The sequence below is a fragment of the Pseudoalteromonas sp. OOF1S-7 genome (assembly GCF_022347765.1).
In the GTDB taxonomy this organism is placed as follows: Bacteria; Pseudomonadota; Gammaproteobacteria; order Enterobacterales; family Alteromonadaceae; genus Pseudoalteromonas.
The window spans coordinates 1-18,179 of the sequence record NZ_JAKRFZ010000019.1; the positions used below are offsets into that span (position 1 = coordinate 1).

21 protein-coding genes and 1 pseudogene are annotated in these 18,179 nt (G+C 43.5%); 2 read left to right on the forward strand and 20 right to left on the reverse strand.

The genetic code is table 11. The features are described from left to right. Nucleotides 1–370 (forward strand): annotated as a pseudogene (locus MHN33_RS20195) (transposase); the annotation flags it as partial. Between the two features lie 226 nt (nt 371–596). Here MHN33_RS20195 and MHN33_RS20200 read toward each other — a convergent pair. The 13 genes from MHN33_RS20200 to MHN33_RS20260 form a co-directional block, all read right to left on the reverse strand. Continuing rightward, on the reverse strand, nt 597–845 hold the full coding sequence (locus MHN33_RS20200) for a hypothetical protein (protein WP_239400782.1): 249 nt from the start codon (nt 843–845) through the stop codon (nt 597–599). 278 nt (nt 846–1,123) lie between these two features. Then, a complete protein-coding gene (locus MHN33_RS20205) occupies nt 1,124–1,477 on the reverse strand; it encodes a hypothetical protein (RefSeq protein ID WP_239400784.1) in 354 nt (117 codons plus the stop codon). A gap of 116 nt (nt 1,478–1,593) precedes the next feature. Beyond that, nucleotides 1,594–1,980 (reverse strand): hypothetical protein, encoded by a 387-nt coding sequence (locus tag MHN33_RS20210; protein ID WP_239400786.1) that lies wholly within the window; start codon nt 1,978–1,980, stop codon nt 1,594–1,596. A gap of 112 nt (nt 1,981–2,092) precedes the next feature. Beyond that, on the reverse strand, nt 2,093–2,986 hold the full coding sequence (locus tag MHN33_RS20215) for a DUF6236 family protein (protein WP_239400788.1): 894 nt from the start codon (nt 2,984–2,986) through the stop codon (nt 2,093–2,095). 115 nt (nt 2,987–3,101) lie between these two features. Then, nucleotides 3,102–3,506, reverse strand: coding sequence for a hypothetical protein (locus MHN33_RS20220; protein WP_069022083.1), 405 nt, complete (start codon nt 3,504–3,506; stop codon nt 3,102–3,104). Nucleotides 3,507–3,618: 112 nt separating this feature from the next. Further along, nucleotides 3,619–3,990 (reverse strand): hypothetical protein, encoded by a 372-nt coding sequence (locus tag MHN33_RS20225; RefSeq protein WP_239400790.1) that lies wholly within the window; start codon nt 3,988–3,990, stop codon nt 3,619–3,621. A gap of 2 nt (nt 3,991–3,992) precedes the next feature. Then, nucleotides 3,993–4,439, reverse strand: coding sequence for a hypothetical protein (locus MHN33_RS20230; RefSeq protein ID WP_239400792.1), 447 nt, complete (start codon nt 4,437–4,439; stop codon nt 3,993–3,995). Between the two features lie 119 nt (nt 4,440–4,558). Next, the gene (locus tag MHN33_RS20235) at nt 4,559–5,353 is read right to left on the reverse strand and encodes a Cthe_2314 family HEPN domain-containing protein (RefSeq protein ID WP_239400794.1); all 795 of its coding nucleotides are present in this window, start codon (nt 5,351–5,353) and stop codon (nt 4,559–4,561) included. Nucleotides 5,354–5,485: 132 nt separating this feature from the next. After that, nucleotides 5,486–5,776 (reverse strand): hypothetical protein, encoded by a 291-nt coding sequence (locus MHN33_RS20240; RefSeq protein ID WP_239400796.1) that lies wholly within the window; start codon nt 5,774–5,776, stop codon nt 5,486–5,488. Between the two features lie 154 nt (nt 5,777–5,930). Then, the gene (locus MHN33_RS20245; RefSeq protein WP_239400798.1) at nt 5,931–6,614 is read right to left on the reverse strand and encodes a hypothetical protein; all 684 of its coding nucleotides are present in this window, start codon (nt 6,612–6,614) and stop codon (nt 5,931–5,933) included. 444 nt (nt 6,615–7,058) lie between these two features. Continuing rightward, on the reverse strand, nt 7,059–7,259 hold the full coding sequence (locus MHN33_RS20250) for a hypothetical protein (RefSeq protein ID WP_239400800.1): 201 nt from the start codon (nt 7,257–7,259) through the stop codon (nt 7,059–7,061). Then, entirely contained in the window at nt 7,249–8,067 is an 819-nt protein-coding gene (locus MHN33_RS20255) for a DUF2304 domain-containing protein (protein WP_239400802.1), read from the reverse strand. Before MHN33_RS20255 ends, MHN33_RS20250 begins: the two co-directional genes overlap by 11 nt. Before the next feature lie 458 nt (nt 8,068–8,525). Next, entirely contained in the window at nt 8,526–8,747 is a 222-nt protein-coding gene (locus MHN33_RS20260) for a DUF4926 domain-containing protein (protein ID WP_239400804.1), read from the reverse strand. Nucleotides 8,748–9,682: 935 nt separating this feature from the next. Here MHN33_RS20260 and MHN33_RS20265 point away from each other — a divergent pair. After that, nucleotides 9,683–10,660, forward strand: coding sequence for an integron integrase (locus MHN33_RS20265; RefSeq protein ID WP_239400806.1), 978 nt, complete (start codon nt 9,683–9,685; stop codon nt 10,658–10,660). Between the two features lie 304 nt (nt 10,661–10,964). Here the strand turns inward: MHN33_RS20265 and MHN33_RS23945 are convergent, their stop codons facing one another. From MHN33_RS23945 to MHN33_RS20295, 7 genes are all read right to left on the reverse strand, one after another. Beyond that, complete coding sequence (locus tag MHN33_RS23945; protein WP_275442938.1) at nt 10,965–11,087, reverse strand: hypothetical protein; 123 nt, start codon at nt 11,085–11,087, stop codon at nt 10,965–10,967. Beyond that, complete coding sequence (locus tag MHN33_RS20270) at nt 11,050–11,607, reverse strand: hypothetical protein (protein ID WP_239400808.1); 558 nt, start codon at nt 11,605–11,607, stop codon at nt 11,050–11,052. Before MHN33_RS20270 ends, MHN33_RS23945 begins: the two co-directional genes overlap by 38 nt. Further along, nucleotides 11,600–11,902 (reverse strand): helix-turn-helix transcriptional regulator, encoded by a 303-nt coding sequence (locus MHN33_RS20275; RefSeq protein WP_058797546.1) that lies wholly within the window; start codon nt 11,900–11,902, stop codon nt 11,600–11,602. The genes MHN33_RS20270 and MHN33_RS20275 overlap by 8 nt, the downstream gene beginning before the upstream one ends. A gap of 975 nt (nt 11,903–12,877) precedes the next feature. Continuing rightward, nucleotides 12,878–15,775, reverse strand: coding sequence for an aminomethyl-transferring glycine dehydrogenase (gene gcvP, locus MHN33_RS20280; protein WP_239400810.1), 2,898 nt, complete (start codon nt 15,773–15,775; stop codon nt 12,878–12,880). 188 nt (nt 15,776–15,963) lie between these two features. Beyond that, on the reverse strand, nt 15,964–16,353 hold the full coding sequence (gcvH, locus tag MHN33_RS20285; protein WP_054016478.1) for a glycine cleavage system protein GcvH: 390 nt from the start codon (nt 16,351–16,353) through the stop codon (nt 15,964–15,966). Between the two features lie 62 nt (nt 16,354–16,415). Continuing rightward, a complete protein-coding gene (gcvT, locus tag MHN33_RS20290) occupies nt 16,416–17,498 on the reverse strand; it encodes a glycine cleavage system aminomethyltransferase GcvT (RefSeq protein WP_239400812.1) in 1,083 nt (360 codons plus the stop codon). 80 nt (nt 17,499–17,578) lie between these two features. Beyond that, nucleotides 17,579–18,169, reverse strand: a complete 591-nt coding sequence (locus tag MHN33_RS20295) for a hypothetical protein (protein ID WP_239400814.1) — start codon at nt 18,167–18,169, stop codon at nt 17,579–17,581. Nucleotides 18,170–18,179 lie beyond the last annotated feature (10 nt).

Here is an 18,179-nt window from a genome sequence, read left to right on the forward strand (position 1 = left end):
CCATACCAGTATCAAAAAACGCATTGAACACGCCAAGCATGGCAAACAACCAAAGAACCTTCTGCGCTTTGCTGGCAACCCAAGGCAAAACATGCCCAAAGGGCTGCCCTTTGAACTCAAATACTACGTTGAACTGGTTGAACTCACAGGCCGATGCATTCGTGCAGACAAACGAGGCCACATCTGCGATGCCCAGCCTATTCTCGCCAGATTGCAAATAGAGCCCGAAAACTGGCTCAAACTCACCACGCGATTTACCAAAGTCTTCCACGGTGCAGTCGGCAGGCAAAAAGCCATGACCAAATACTGTGAGCACTTGCAAAAAAGGCGACGTGCTAACCTCACTAATTGTGGGCGTTTGCTGGGATAAGACAGCTCATATTTGGCACTCAACTGCTTTCCTATCAGAGTGAAATCGTGCCACACGACACTAAATGGGATTATTTTTGCTAAACTTGCTTACTAGTGAAGCCCATCTTTAGCCTTTTTGCTGCCTAAACAATAAACCTCTCACACTCATCCAATATAGCTCCAAAGAAAGGAACAGATAAAGCTAGCGCCTCCAACTTGAAGGTGCCCATCCAAAAACCAACAAATTAAAATGGATGTCTTTCAAAATTCCTTTGTCGCTTCATTAACTCTATGATTTTTCTCACACGCTCTCCGTCAGCTAAAAAGCACTCTGTATGCCCAGAGAAATGCTTTTTAGGTATGTAGCGGCTTTTTTTAAGTGCTTCTAAGAATTTTTTCTCATCTTCGAGAGCATCACCTTCATAAGTGTATTTAACTTGGCACAAGCTCTTCACATCGTAAGGCGTATCACTAAGAAACTTTTGTCCACTCATGGCTTTCTTGAACTTTTCATTGAGGCTAAGCTTTTGGCAATCCAGAACCTTCTCTCTACCGTAAGAAAATCGTTATGTAGCTCCTATCGAACTTACACCTATTTTGTGGAAGAACTCATCACAATCTCTACTCTTCATTTCCACTAAATAAAGATACATATTTACACTCTAATTTCTGATGCCTAACGCCGCGTTAAACGGCTTAGTAATGCTTGCTAAAATGTGAAGCGGAGCGAAACCGAGCAAGCATTACGGTGTCCGACTTTTTAAACGCCTTGTTATATGCCCCATTCAACAGCACTTACGCCGTCGATACTTTTAACAATCGTTTCCAGTTTACCTTTAACTTTTGTTTCTACTGTTCTATCAGCTTTACCGAACAACTTTTTGAGAAAAGGAACCCTTTGCTCTGGCCAAATTTGCCAAAGAGGTATTTCCGTTTCTTCATCGTTTTTGCCCATAAAAATATCAACAGTAACCCCATTTACATTGGCTACTATGGAAAACATATACTCTGAGTCGATCGGTTCGTCAGGTTCAAAGCCTAACTTTTCTAGTTCTGAGTACATGTATTCAGCCAATTCCTTGGAAGAATCAAATTTGTTTGTTTGGAAATATAAATTTTGATTCATGCACAATCCTTTAAGGGCATATAACGCCTCGCTTAACCGGCGCAAAATAGCAGGCTAAAATTAGCGACGAAGGAGCGCAAGCCTGCTGTTTTGCGTCCTTTTGGTTAAAGCGTTTGTTAGGTAACGTTTATAACTTTAGGTGGCTCATTAGTTAAAACATGCACGAATTCGTTGGTTGTCATTAAGGACCAATGTTCAAGTGACCCAACTGCAGTATCAAAAATAATGGTATCTGACCTAGCGTGCTCCAATAAACGTGAAGCATTGTACTTAGCTAGAACACCTTTTTGCCTATCGGCATGGAAGTCATTCCTGTGATCACATTCATCATAAACCTGGAACATTACAGTAAAAGAGAATACAACTAGATAACGTTTTGGCTCTCGTAACTGCTCTTCTTTAGATAACATTTCCTCAACAGTAAGAGTTAATAGTCTGTCCCTATACTGAAAGTTTTCGAGAAACCATTTTTGATAGTTGTATATATCAAGTTCAGTTTTCATTTAGTTACCTAACGCCCGCATAACGGGCTAATAAAACTTGGCTATAATTGGTGAGGCACGAACCAAGCCAAGCTTTATTAGTCCATGCGTTGATGCGTTTGTTATAAGCAATCTACACCAAATCGTCACTTGCATGAGCCAAATATGCATACTTGTACAAATGATTAGGTAATTTGCTGTAGACGTTTTGTTTCTTTGTCGCAAAGTTAACTGCACTAGCACCTAAAGCCGCAATGCTAATACTTGCACTAACTTCATTTGGTATTTGTCCCAAAATTGTAGCTATTGCTGAAACGGCACCGGGGTATGCATTGATAGGGTTTGTGACAATCTGATTTAAGCCCTTTAACACAGTTCGAGAATTAAACTCAGTAATTACCTTATTGTACGATTCTAGATCAAACGCCAGTTTGTCCTTAACACGTGTAGCTTCTTTTTCTGTTTGTTCAGCGTTACATACTCGACTTACTAATTCATCAATTGTATTTCGTAGCTCAATAAGCTCATCAGCTCTTTTCTGCTTAAATTCTAAAACCTCACAAATAGGCACATCCATTCTTGGTACAGGCAGCATATTCATGAGTTGAAATTCTATTGTATCTTGCTGGGTCGCACACTTATCTGGAGTATAAAGCCCGCCGCTAGTTTGAAAGAAACTCCAGTCTGCATCAGTCTTTTCTAGATATTTTTGAAGGACTGCATATGGTTTTAAGGCTATTACATCTTGAATATATAAAGGTTCTGTAGTTACCTTATTTAAATCAATATCACTTTCATCTACAAAAGCTAAGCCTTCTTTTATTAACAGATCTAGCTCTTGGTTTGGATTTGGCCAACCAGGTGAAGTTCTGTAAGCAAATTGTTCGTAGCAGGTGACGTCAAACTTGTCCCAAAAAAGTAATGCGAATCTTAAATCATTAAGATCCATTTTTTCGTGAATCGTTCCATGATGTCCATTACCCCGTCCGGGTGTAACTTTAGGTGCTAAAATAATTCCTTTTTCCACACGATGCTCCTAATTGCTTATAACGCCCCAATAAGGGGCTGATAATGCTTGGCTAAACTTGTGTAGCGAAGCGAAACTGAGCCAAGCTTTAGCAGTCCCGCACTTAATTGGCTTGTTATATAGCCTTTCGCACCCAAACCAGATGCAAAACTATATGGATTATTAAAAATATGGCTGGGCAAAAAAACAAATAGAACTCAAACAAGCCACTGCCCAGTTTAAACAGTTCACCGTCAAAGCTAACACCAGACCAATAAGTAAATACCAGAGCTGACAAGCCCAAAATGAGAAATACTAATCGTGTTTTATGCTTAAGCTTTAAGCCCCAGCTTACTGAAGTTAAAGCTATGTAGCCAAAGATCCCAAACACTGAAGTAATAATCCACTTTAGGCTAAAAAGAATTGGCAAATCAAGAATGCTACCGACTGCACCAATTAAAGCGAAAAATGCGATGATCACCAATAACGTTGATGGAACCCAAGCCAGAATAGTAGTTAACCCAATTAGCAGATTTCTCATAATCCTCTTTGGCTATATAACGCTTAGCTAACAGGCAAAATTAAATAAGCTAAAATCGAGCGAAGCGACGAGCTTATTTAATTTTGTCCTAGTTTAGCGCCTTGTTATGCTTTTAATCTTCCAATAAGTCATCAAGAATATCGTCAATTCCAGCAGCTTGTTCTCGAGCTGTGTTATATAGATCAAATAGTGCTGGAGATGTTTCGTTAGCTTCCCAAATCACTCTAGCCTGGTCATCAACGATACAGAAGCCAACACTCTCTGACCAATGCCATTCATCCATATCTGTAAAGCATTTAGTGCGAAGATCATAGATTCCTAATAGTTTACCTTTATATTCAGTTTGAATATAAAGTGGTACTGAATTCTCTGTTTCGAAATTTAGTGCTCTCGGTGCGTTTTTAACTTCCCACTTAACATTACCTTTCGATGTCTCACGGATTAACTTTGTGATTAATTGTGCTGTTTTGTTTTCAGTGCTCATGTTTAATCCCATTTAGAATCTTTAGCTAACTGTTGAAGAGTGGTAACAAGGCCACTTAATTCGGTATATCTATCCCATGCATCATCTTCAGTTAAATCTGAAAGTGATCCCTCTATTATCAAATATCTTTTAGGGTGGAGCTTTTGTAAATATTCATCTACTTTTCTCTTTTCTTCTGATGGCAACTTTGGTTTTATATTTTGAAGTAATGCTTTAATTTGTGAAAACGTTTCTATGGCCTCAGTTTTTTGGCTTTCCCAATTTTTAAGTCGCTCTGAAAGTTGTGAGGTGAACTTTAATAACTCCCGATTAACTTCAGGTAGGCGAGCTCGGCGTATGAAGGAGTTTTTAATACTCCTTGCTTCAAAAAACAAAAAAACTGTTACAATCAGGCCAATAATAGAACTAATTGATCCAATTTGGTTAATGTCAGTCGGCCAATTAGGCATTCATACGACTCCTTACTTCAGAAAAGCATAACGCCCTAATAACGGGCTAATAAAGCTTGGCTATAATTGTGAGCGCAGCGAACCAAGCCAAGCTTTATTAGTCCGCGTTGATTTGTTTGTTAGCTATCTTTTACTCTGTGGTAACCATGAAAATGATGTGAAACACCACTTCTAGAGTTTTTAGATAAAGCGTCGTGCCTATCGCGATAGTAAACGTATAGTTCATCTGTTAATTCGATGCACGCATGGAGAGCGTCTTTGACCTCTTTTACCACAACATCATAGATTTTATCTCGTGACTTTTCATAAGTTTTGACCAAGTCGTAGCCACTGATACTTGAACTATGCGATTCTACCCAAGACATATTTTTAAAAATTTGGTCATCTTCAGTATATAAATTACAAAACCCTTTATGTGCTCGCTCATTGCGATCTTGACGCAGTGGAGCGCCTGTTTGATCTATAACTTTTAAGTGCTCCAGTATTTCAGGGTGATTTTCCCTTAATGCTTTGCTCAATTGCTTAATATTTAGCTTATGGTCAGGCAAATTAATTTCTAATACTTCGTTTACAAAATGAAATGCAATGTCCCTCAGACTGGAAAAACGGAATAATGCTAAATCAACGATAGATTTTAACCAGTCGTATCTATTTATATTTTGAACTGTAGAAGGCAAAGGGACTTCTTTTGCTCCTAACATCTGAGGAATTACCCTTAAGTCCACAAACTGTTGCTCTAAAGCGTCAAACCTAACGTAAGTTAAATGTGCGTATGCCATATGTGGGTCTGCAGCTTTGAACTCTTCCCAGTTTTTGTAAGGGTGGTCATGTAAGAAGTACATGTTAATGGAATCATAAAGAACTCCCTTGAAAGTTGATTCTTCAAGACCCCACCAAAAATATTCAGTTTCCATCTTACTCCCTGATTACACCGAAGATAGCTAACGCTTGCCTAACCGGCGCGAAATAGCAGGCTAAAATTAGCGACGAAGGAGCGCAAGCCTGCTGTTTTGCGTCCTTTGGTTTAGGCACTTGTTATATGCCTTTTACTCTGAAGTTTCGAATTCAAAGCCGCCAACTTTTTTGGCAACAATATTGTAAGCCCAACAAAATAACCGCTGCAAAAAATAAAACATTACACCATAAAACAAAGGAGCTAAAGCAAAGAACAAAAATGGAAAATTATGAACTTTCTCGCCATTGGTAGTTTCCATTTCAGGAGTAATAAAAAAGAAAAATAGCGCTATAAAGCTGAATGGCAGCGTTAGAATAGCAAAGGTAATTGCAAGGACTTTACTTGTTTGGTGACCAGAGATATTTGTAATTTGAACTTTCATATTGAACAGAATTCCCTTGGCATATAACGCCGCATTAAGGGGTGAACAACGCAAACCACCCGAGCTAACCCATTGTGCCGTAAACACTTAAGCTAATTCAAACCAAAACTGCCAAGCGTTGTGAATCCCTCTTAAATGCTTTGTTAGGGCGTACTTAAACTTGTGCGAATTTTTCCTTGTCACGAATAGAACCATGATCCTCAAAGTATTTGTATTCTGAAATCCAGAACTCTACGTCTTCAGAGTTGATACCATATTTTTCTATAACTTTTTTCGTTTGGCTTGCTGTCGGTGATGTCCAAGTATCAAAATCTGACAGTATATCCAATTCTGCACTCGCACTCTTTTGTGCTTCTGTAGCTGCTGAATTAATTTGATGTGCTTTCTCACGGCCTTCTACTGCCGATTTAATAGCCCTCAAATAAATTATAGAAATTCCCTTTTTCCAATCACGTTCAACAAACTCTAGCTCTGCCTTATCTGCTCCAATTTCCTTAAGCGCATTCATTACATTACTATGAATTTCCAATCGCTTCGCTTGGGACATGCCCCCCATAAAGCTCCCTGCAATTAAGTCAGAAAGAGTAGCCTCTGAGTTGGACACGGCAATTTTTTTAAGTTGAGTGATTGTTACCGATGCTTCCTCAATTTTGTCTCTCATTCTCGCTTTCACTGGACCCAAAGACAGTTCAGCAATTTCTGGCAACTTCGCAACAAAAGTAACGAACGCACCACTTAATGCCGCTACCCAACTAGTTGATGTGTCATTGAAGTGAATGCCAATAACGATTGGGGCACAAAGGGTAAATAGCACACCAAGCCAAAATAATATTTTCAAATGAACTTACCTCTATAAATTGAGCCCTAACGCTTAGCTAACAGGCAAAATTAAATAAGCTAAAATCGAGCGAAGCGACGCGCTTATTTAATTTTGTCCTAGTTGAGCGCCTTGTTATGCGTTAACACGCCGATTTTAATGCGCTTGCGCCTGCACCAGCGAGCTAAACTTTTATTTATAAAAACACCCACCAAACCAAAAATTGCAAAGAAGCGCTCAACTGGTGAATGATGAGTTTGGTCACAGCTAAAATTGAAAAACGAAAAGCTAAGACCAACTTAAAACTTAATTACGCCACTGTACTTAAAAGCCAATTTGAAGAAAAGACTTGAGGCAAAAACCGTTTTAAAGACAGCGATTTAAAGTGACGCATAACGCCGCAAATAACCGGATGCCAAAAGTTGCATAGCGACGAAGGAGCGGCGCAGCTTTTGGCAGTCCGAGTTAATTTGCCTTGTTAGGGCCTTTTAAGGCTTCAAATATTTTCGAGAGTTTGATTAGTTGATCTTCATTACCAGGATCTAACTCAGATAATGTGTAAGGTCTTGAGTCATTGCGCCTACTTTCGTGCGGGCGTATTTTGTCCGCTCTTAACGCAATTTCTTTCATTAAATCTTCATCTAGGTCATTAAGCTTATACTTCATGATTTTCTCCGAGCAAACTTTGATAAATTAACGACAAACAGTCGGCGCCCACATTCCGAAAGCGTAAGTTATACAAGAGATTAGAATAAAACTGTTGATTATTTAAAGCCTCTTCTGTTTTTCCGACTATTGAGAGGCCTAAGTTGATTGCTGCTGCTTCGTTAATAAATTCAATGCCGCCTCCCGACTTGAACGGCTTAAGCTTGCATATCCAATATGTATATATCCCCGCTTTTCTATGGCCTGCAATATCCTTTATATCGTGAAACTGACTAAATCGGCTGACGTCGTAATTGCTTGAAGACACAACCTCAGATAGAACGTCTGACATTACTTCTATATCATTTACATCTACATTCTGTGCAACCGCTATCTGCTTTGCAGAATTTATCAATGTTCTAACTATGTATTCAGAATCCATGTTGTCGGCTGACATGTTTTGGAATTTTTGATGAATTTGATTTGGTGACTCTCGCTCTGTGGTTGGGCTTTTTGATTCTTGAATAATTTTTTGGTATTCAATTTTAGTTTCTTCTATCTTCTTATCTATTTCGATTGAGCGCAATGCATATTCTCCATCCTCTTCTTTTATGAATGTGCGAATATCACTAAATGCCAAATACGCGTAAAACAAAATAGATGCTACACCGCCTATGTAAACGATAATATTACTAGGCAGATCACTTGCTAATCCGAGCGCATTGGTTAAGTAATTGATTCCAAAAGACACGGCAAGTATTGCAGCAGGAATCATTCCACTTGAAACGATTGATGCGGCAAGTTTTAGCTTTTTTATTAAATCTTGCACAACGTCTCCATCCTATGCCCTAACGCCGTTGTAACCGGCAAAAAATTGTTGGCTAAAATGTGAAGCGAAGCGTAGCAGCCAACAGTTTTTTGTCCGCGTTGACGACCTTGTTATGCGTTGACACACCTCTTTCAAAGCGCTTGCGCCTGCACCATTGAGCCAAACTTAAAATTGAATAACACTCACCAAACCAAAAATTGCAAAGAAGCGTTCGACTGGTGAATGACCTTTCTGGTCACAGCTTAAATTGAAAAACGAAAAGCCAAGACCAACTTAAAACTTAATTACACCACTGTACCTAAAAGCTGATTTGAAGAAAAGACTTGAAGCAAAAACCGTTTTAAAGACAGCGATTTAAAGTGACGCATAACGCCCCAATAAGCGGCGGATAATAGTTGGCTATAATTGTGAACGAAGTGAACGCAGCCAACTGTTAGACGTCCGACTTGATTGGCTTGTTATATGTAAAGTAACTCCAATTTGCCATCACTTGGTTCAAAAAGTTCAAGCCAAAGCGTGATGCCATTTTCATCGCAACACTCAATGTCGTATGCTCCATCATAAACCTCAACTATTGTGCCAATATCTCCTACCTGAGGAGTTCTAGAGCCGAAGCTTTGATCTGTATGAACAAAAGCTTTATTGAGAGATACAATTTTTACGACTGAATATTGCTTCATCTAACTCTCAGTACATATAACGCTTAGCTAACAGGCAAAATTAAATAAGCTAAAATCGAGCGAAGCGACGCGCTTATTTAATTTTGTCCTAGTTGAGCGCCTTGTTATGCGTTAACACGCCGATTTTAATGCGCTTGCGCCTGCACCAGCGAGCTAAACTTTTATTTATAAAAACACCCACCAAACCAAAAATTGCAAAGAAGCGCTCAACTGGTGAATGATGAGTTTGGTCACAGCTAAAATTGAAAAACGAAAAGCTAAGACCAACTTAAAACTTAATTACGCCACTGTACTTAAAAGCCAATTTGAAGAAAAGACTTGAGGCAAAAACCGTTTTAAAGACAGCGATTTAAAGTGACGCATAACGCCGTTGTAACCGGCAAAAAATTGTTGGCTAAAATGTGAAGCGAAGCGTAACAGCCAACAAGTTTTTTGTCCGCGTTGACGACCTTGTTATGCGTTAACACACTAATTTAAAAGCGCTTGCGCCTGCACTAATAAGCCAAACTTAAAATTAAAAAAACACCCACCAAACCCAAGATTGCAAAGAAGCGTTCGGCTGGTGAATGATGATTCTGGTCACAGCTTAAATTGAAAAAAGAAAAGCCAAGACCAACTTAAAACTTAATTACGCCACTGTACCTAAAAGCTGATTTGAAGAAAAGACTATAAGTAAAAACCGTTGTAAAGACAGCGATTTAAAGTGACGCATAACAATTTATTCTACCCCAAAATGTCGGAACATAAACCGACAAAACGGGCTGTATTACATGCCCTCATAGTCCCACGGAACAAACTCAAAGTAAACAATCGGTTGCAACCTGCTAAAACACATTTGTGTGAAAATTGGACAAAACGGCATGTAATAATGTTATTGGACAACAGCCCAAGCACTGTCTATATATCCAGTATCAACCTTACCAAATGGAACGTTCATGAAATCACCTTTTCTACTCATGCTGCAAGAGCAGATGTACCTACGACGTTATGCTAAACGTACCATTGAAGCGTACCTAAAATGGACTGCTGCATTTATTCGCTTTAACAATATGCGACACCCTACAACTATGGGGGATAAAGAAGTTGAGCAATTTCTTAACCACCTGGTAAATGAACAAAATGTTGCTCAAGGCACACAAGCGCAGGCATTAAACGCCTTATGTTTTTTGTATAAAGAGATACTTAAAAAGCCATTGTCCTTGCGACTAAACTTTACCAAAAGCCAACGTCCTCGCAAGTTACCGGTTGTGTTAACAAAAGAAGAAGTTAGTTCATTACTCACTATGTGTAGCGCTCGTCATTACCTGTCATGCGCCCTACTTTATGGCAGTGGCCTAAGATTGATGGAGGCAATGAGGCTTCGGGTTAAAGATATCGATTTTGATTATCTCTGTCTTCGAATATGGGACGGTAAAGGCGGTAAAAACAGAGTTGTGACGCTGGCTAAAGAGTTAATTCCCTTACTAAGAAGCCAAATCCTCCAAGTAGAAAATTATCTGCAACTTGACCTGAAAAACCCTCAGTACTGTGGCGTATGGCTACCCCACAGACTAAGACACAAATACAATGGCCACGAGAAGCAGTTGATGTGGCAGTATGTATTTCCTTCTCACAAACTAAGTGTTGACCCAGAAACAAAACAACTCAGACGGCACCACATTGATGAGAAACAGGTTCAAAGAGCAGTAAAAAAAGCAGCGTATTTAGCTGGGATCACTAAGCAGGTAACACCGCATACATTACGGCACTCTTTTGCGACACATCTGCTGCAAAATGGCGCTGATATAAGAACAATACAAACTCAACTTGGCCATAGTGACGTCCGGACAACTCAGATTTACACGCATATTATCCAGCAAGGAGGCCAAGGAGTGGTAAGTCCAATTTCTCTCCTCCCACAGCGAATCAAATAACAGACAATAAAAAACCGCCTCAATCTCTTAAGGCGGTTTTCAAAAATCTAAGTCGGGGATTAGCACGACCTACAACATGAGGCCAAACGCACTATTAAAGCGTGCTTAAAATGGATTGCTGCATTTATTCGCTTTAACAATCTGCGACACACGACAGCTACAGGCTATGGCGATATAGAGCTAACTCAAAAACACCCGGTGAACAAACCTAAGGGTGAAACTCTCCAGTTTTGCTTAACGGTTATGCATTAATGCCAACCAGTAAACCAGGCTGGCACTCAAGTACAAGACTGATAGTTAATGCTTAACCACCGTTTTCCTCAGGCTTTACCGGTTTTTGATAACTACGGCGATCAGGAATAGGAGAACCTGTGCCACCACCATGTCCGCTAACAGCTCTTTGCTGCTGCTCCGTTAGTTGTTTCATATCTTTCCTTTCTAAATCGATTTGCGATTGTCAGAACTAATATACCCTCCGCAATATGCACGAACGATTGCACCGGGCTATATAAGTTGTTTCTTATAGGATAGCTATCAATTACATAGTGCGTATACAGTGTAACTTCAATATACGTAACCAAGTTGATGAGTAAAGATATAAAATGAACGAACAGAAATGCACCTTCCTGCTTGCTCACATAATAGTGCTTGTTTACTTGCCTAAAAAAGGCTGAACGACTCTGTAATCTTTCGGCCAACAAGCGTCTGCCAACAACAGGAAAGATAAACAAAACACACATAAGCATTGACCAGATGTAATAGGTGTTTCCCCATCCAAGTGCAATTTCATATGTCATATTGTCGAGCACTTCCAACACAACAAGCACAATCATCAGGTAACGAACATTAATATTTTTCCATCCGATACACAGTGCAATCAAAAATAACGGCAATAGCATGTTTTCAATGAGATCATAAAATAACTTGAAGTTTTCATAACTAAACATCAGATGCATCCTTCTTGTTGGTGTTATCCTCAGCCGACTGGGAGTCCAGAATTTCCTTCGTTTTTTGCTCAGGGCAAACACCACAAACAAAGCAAATATACATAAATGCTAAAAAAGGAATATGTGTTTTACCTGTTTCCCAATTGGAGATCGTGGCTTGGTCAACTGGTGGCATTAATTTTTTCCCTAATGCGCTTTGACTCAGTCCAGCATCTATCCTCATTGATTTAATCGACTTCGCAGCTTCTTTTAACAAGGCAGCAAAGAGGCCCGCTCGCCGTATTCTGACTTTCATAGCTATCCTTTCAAATGTTGACCGATACGCAGCTAAATTAACAAATGTTAACCAAAAGATTATCACTGAAGTAACCTATCAGCAAGCGTAACCAGTCAAGCAAATAAATCTAACTAACTAATAATAAAAGCCTTTATTTCAACAAACCTCACATTCATGAATTTATTAATAACCAACATACTAACAATGCGAAGTTACATTGCAACCGTATAATGTAAAGAGGTCAAAACTGGTTCAGCTACAAAGCTTGAAGAGCAAACTAACTGATTGAAAATATTAGGCAAGCTCAATCAATAGACTTGAAGCAGACACAGAACATAGATGTAAGTGTTCTCACATTACCCTGTTCAAAGCACAGATTTGTTTATTTATGAATTTGCAACGGTACTTCACTTACCCCACAAGGGCATTGAATGAGCCACAACACGCTGCTCTGCCTGCTCTCTCACTTATCGCCTGATCACAGACACAAAAAACCGCTCGTCCTAAAACGAGCGGTTTTTATCATTTGCAAAGCCCTGCGCTTGCGAGGCTTACAAAGTAGATCCATTGGGGTCAGGTCTTGAGATCCATTGGGGTCAGGTCTTGCACTGTGCAACCCAAAACACAAAACTACAAGACGCCTCCACTACCCCTTCTATCACGCCTGAAAATAAGCAATTGATGAGTAATGCGCTCGCATGGATGCGAGCCAAGCCATGCAGGGACATGGATGTGCCTTCATGGCGTTTACGTTCACATCAATTGCTGGTTTGAAGATTAAGCGTGATAGCGGGGCGCCGTGGGTTTCCAAGGGGCGGCCGGCGACAGCCGCCCCTTGGTTGCCGTCGCCAACGCGACAAAGCGCCAAATTGAAAACAGATTTCAAACCTTATCGCACTACAGCCCGACCAATAGCCACAAAAAAACCGCCTTAATCTCTCAAGGCGGTTTTCAAAAGTCAAAGTCGGGGATTAACCCGACTAAAAAACTCACTTACTCAGCATAAGTCTCTACAGCCGGGCAAGAACAGATCAGGTTACGGTCGCCGTATACGTCGTCGATACGGGTTACCGTTGGCCAGAACTTGTCTTTAGCAACTGATGCAACCGGGAAGGCTGCTGCGAGGCGGTCGTAGGCGCGATCCCACTCGTTGCCCAGTACGTCTGCCTGGGTGTGTGGTGCGAACACCAGTGGGTTGTTTTCAACTGACCATTCGCCGTTTTCTACTTTGGCGATTTCAGCGCGGATAGAGATCATGGCTTCGATGAAGCGGTCGATTTCTACCTTAGACTCAGATTCCGTTGGCTCGATCATCAGCGTGCCGGCAACCGGGAATGACATAGTCGGCGCGTGGAAACCGTAGTCCATCAGGCGCTTCGCTACGTCCATTTCTGTGATGCCAGAGGCTTCTTTGAGTGGGCGCAGGTCGATAATACACTCGTGGGCAACGCGGTCGTTGCGGCCACGGTAGAGTACCGGATAGTGCTTGCTCAGTTGCTCTGTCAGGTAGTTGGCGTTCACGATGGCCATTTCAGTGGCCTGCTTCAGTCCTTCGCTGCCCATCATGGCAATGTACGCCCATGAGATTGGCAGGATGGCTGCTGAGCCGTAAGGGGCCGCAGATACTGCGCCGTTACCTTCGTTGGTGCCCGCTACTTTAATCACGCTGTGGTTAGGCATAAATGGCGCAAGGTGCGATTTAACACCGATAGGACCCACACCCGGGCCGCCACCGCCGTGCGGGATACAGAATGTTTTGTGCAGGTTCAGGTGCGATACGTCAGAACCGATTGAGCCCGGGCTGGTTACGCCAACCTGTGCGTTCATGTTCGCGCCGTCCATGTAAACCTGGCCGCCGTGCTGGTGAACTATGTCACACACTTCACGGATGGCTTCTTCGTATACACCGTGGGTAGACGGGTAAGTAACCATGATACAAGACAGGTTCTCAGATACGTCTTGGGCTTTCGCGCGCAGGTCGTCCAGGTCGATGTTACCGTCTTTATCACAGCCAACCACAACTACTTTCATGCTGGCCATTTGCGCCGACGCCGGGTTAGTACCGTGCGCTGAGCTTGGGATCAGACACACGTTACGGTGGCCTTCGCCGCGTGACTCGTGGTATTTACGAATGGCGATAAGACCCGCGTATTCACCCTGAGCACCTGAGTTAGGTTGCAGTGATACTGCGTCGTAGCCTGTAATGTTAACCAGCCAGTCGTGCAGCTCAGTCATCATTACCTGATAACCCTGTGCCTGCTCTAACGGGCAGAACGGGTGTAGTTCAGCGAACTCAGGCCAGGTGACCGGGATCATCTCAGCGGTCGCGTTCAGCTTCATGGTACAAGAACCCAGAGAGATCATAGAGTGGTTCAGTGCCAGATCTTTGTTTTCAAGACGCTTGATATAACGCAGCATCTCAGTTTCGCTGTGGTAGCTGTTGAAGTTGTCGTGTGTCAGTACTTCGTCATCACGTACCAGGCTTGCCGGAATACCTGTGATGTTATTTGCTGCAACTTCGCTATCCAGTGCAGCTACATCTAAGCCGTGGCCTTCGCCCAGGATGATGTCGAACAGTTCTGCAATGTCACCGCGGGTAGTGGTTTCGTTCAGCGCAATCGAGTACTCGCCAGCGTGGTTTATGGCAAAGTTGACTTCGTTTGCAACGGCGCGCGCGACTACTGCGTCTTTGTCAGCGTCGCCCGCAACCACTGTGATGGTGTCAAACCAGGTGTCGTGCTTCAGTGCCACGCCTTTGGCTTTCAGGCCGGTTGCCAGAATGCTGGCGAAGCGATTAATGCGCTCGGCAATGGTTTTCAGGCCCTGAGGACCATGGTACACCGCATAGAATGCAGCCATGTTGGCCAGCAGTACCTGCGCTGTACAAATGTTTGAGTTGGCTTTTTCGCGGCGGATGTGCTGCTCGCGTGTTTGCATTGCCATACGCAGTGCATCATTGCCTAAACGGTCTTTCGATACACCAATGATACGCCCTGGCAGTGAACGCTTGTAAGCATCGCGTGTTGCGAAGAACGCAGCGTGTGGACCACCGTAGCCCATAGGAACACCAAAGCGCTGTGCAGAACCCAGTACCACGTCTGCGCCCAGTTTACCTGGTGCTTTCAGTAGCATTAAGCTCATGATGTCGGCGGCCACACAGGCAATCGCTTTTTTGCTTTGTACTTGTGCGATGATGGCTGTGATGTCGACCACTTCACCTGATGTGGTGGGGTACTGGAACAGGGCACCGAAGATCTCGTGGTTTGCCGCTTCGCTTGCAGGACCAACTACCACTTCAAAACCAAACTGCTCGGCACGGGTTGTGACGACGTCGATGGTTTGTGTGTGTACGTCTTCAGCGATAAAGAACAGGTTCGCTTTTTTCGCTTTAGACACACGCTTAGCCAGCGCCATGGCTTCGGCTGCTGCGGTTGATTCGTCAAGCAGTGACGCACTGGCCAGGTCAAGGCCGGTGATGTCCATGGTCATAGTCTGGAAGTTAAGCAAAGACTCAAGACGGCCTTGTGCAATCTCTGGCTGATACGGCGTATAAGCGGTATACCAGCCTGGGTTTTCCAGTACGTTACGCAAGATAACGTTTGGCACGTGTGTCGGGTGGTAACCCTGACCGATGTAAGATTTGAAGACTTTGTTTTTGCTTGCTACTGATTTCAGGTAGCTCAGCGTTTCTACTTCGGTACGGCTTTCACCAATTTGCAGGCCTTGCTCTAAACGGATTGAGCTAGGTACTGTCTGACCGATCAGCTCTTCAACACTCGATACTCCAAGCGCAGCAAGCATGTCACTCACCTGAGCCGGGCTCGGGCCGATATGGCGACGAATAAAGTCTTGCTTTTGCTCTAGTTGTTCAAGAGATTTGGCGTTTGACATGTGTCCAGATTCCTATGATCCAAGTAAAAATGGGGGTGTCACTGTTGCTCGACGACCTGTACCTTTATGCACAGTGCGACGAAAATACCTTGGTAACAGTCACAGAGTTTAACGGTGTTGCCACGCCTTAACGTCGTGACGCAACTATAAAAGCCCCACGCAGGGGCTTTTATAGTATCTACAACGAATTAGTCTTCGTCGATGTTGGCTTCGTAGCCTTCTGCGTCAAGCAGGTTTTCAAGTTCGCTTTCGTCAGACGCTTTAACACGGAACAGCCAGCCGTCACCGTAAGGGTCGTTGTTTACTGATTCCGGAGAGTCTTCCAGCTCTTCGTTGATAGCCACGATCTCGCCGCCGATTGGCGCGTAGATGTCAGAAGCGGCTTTTACAGACTCAGCAACCGCGCAGTCTTCACCAGCGTCAACTTCGTCACCTACGTCAGGCAGGTCAACGAATACCATGTCACCCAAAAGTTCCTGCGCATGCTCAGTGATACCGACAGTGTAAGTGCCGTCGCCTTCAGCGCGAACCCACTCGTGAGACGTTGCGTACTTTAACTCGCTAGGAATGTTGCTCATTTTTTTGTTCCTTTGGTCGATTTATGTGGGCCATCGCCCGTTATTCTATTGTGCTCTGTGCGTTACAGAACCGACTTACCATTGCGTACAAAGCAAGGTTTAACCACTTTAACGTCTACCAGCTTTTTGCGCATTTCAACCTGAGCTGTGTCACCCGTAGAGCGAGGTACACGGGCCAAAGCTACGCTAAAGCCTAACGTTGGCGAGAATGTACCAGAAGTGATAACACCTTCGCCACCTTCTACGATAACTTTAGAGCCTCCGCGCAGTACGCCTTTGCTCTCAAGTACCAGGCCAACCAGCTTGTCAGTGCTCTTGTCAGCACGTTGCTGCTCAATCACTTTACGACCGATAAAGTCACGCTCTGCCGGCTCCCACGCAATGGTCCACGCCATGTTAGCAGCCAGTGGAGAAACGCTTTCGTCCATATCTGAGCCGTAAAGGTTCATGCCCGCTTCTAAACGTAGCGTATCACGTGCACCTAGGCCAGCCGGACGGACGCCCGCATCTAATAATTTTTGCCACAGCTGCGCTGCATCATCATTGTGTACAACGATTTCGTAGCCGTCTTCACCTGTGTAGCCCGTGGTTGCAATGAACAGCTCTTCGGCTTGTACGCCAAAGAACGGCTTCATGCCTTCTACTGCGGCGTTTTGTGCATCGCTCAGGATAGTGGCTGTTTTGGCTTTCGCATTTGGACCCTGTACCGCAATCATCGCGTACTCAGGACGCTCTGTGATCGCCACATCAAAGTCGGCAGCCACCTTGTTCATGTGTGCTAAGTCTTTTTCGCGCGTTGCAGAGTTTACAACCAGACGATACTCAGTTTCTGTGAAGAAGTAGATGATCAAATCATCAATCACACCGCCCTGCTCGTTCAGCATGCCGGTGTAAAGTGCTTTACCCGCTACTTTTAGTTTTGCCACATCGTTGGCAACCAGCTTGCGCAGGAATGCCTGAGCATCCGCACCTTTTACATCGACTATGGTCATGTGAGACACATCAAACATACCCGCGTCTTCACGCACAGCGTTGTGCTCTTCGATTTGCGAGCCATAGTTGATTGGCATTTCCCAACCGTGGAAATCGACCATTTTCGCGCCAGCTTCTAGGTGCTTGGCATGCAGTACTGTTTTAGAAGTCATACTCTTCCTTCACTTATTGTCATCACCCACCCGGTTACAAGCCAGGTGCATGTTCACCAGCGCAACACCGGTGAATGGGGTTAATTTGGGGCGTGTTCGTCTGGCTGAGCAAAACCCTGTTCAGCCAGTCGAGCCTGCCACAGGCTCAAAGATTCTTGGTTTGCAATCAGCTGGTACTGCTGCAGGCCTTGTTGCACTAAGGTAGTGACGAAAACGTCGCCGCTTTGTTTACCATAGCACGCCTGCAAGTCTGAAATTTGCAGACCCGGTGTCAGCGAAAAGCTGCTAAGTACCGTCTCAAGCGCAGCCTGACCACTCAGTTGCGTAATGGCTAAGTCGCTGCGACGTACCAGTTCAATGTCGTAGTCGCTGTCATGTTTGCTTACCAGTGCTGAGAGTGCTTGTGCAGCGTCTTCGCTCAGCACAAAACGGTAGGCTGTTTCGCTAAAGTAATAAACAGCAAATGACTGTGCGCCTGCCAGCTGACCTTGCACACCCAGTCCGGGTGCCATCAGTTTGTTGAGGTTCAGCCCCAGCTCCTGATTCAGAAAAGGCGTGGTTTCAAATCCGCTGAAATCCAGTACAACCAGTTCCTGTGGCGAGAAAATGCGATTTTCCACCGCCACCGAGCCCTGACGGTGTTTAGCGAAGATGATTGGCGTGCTCATCATGCGACTATCC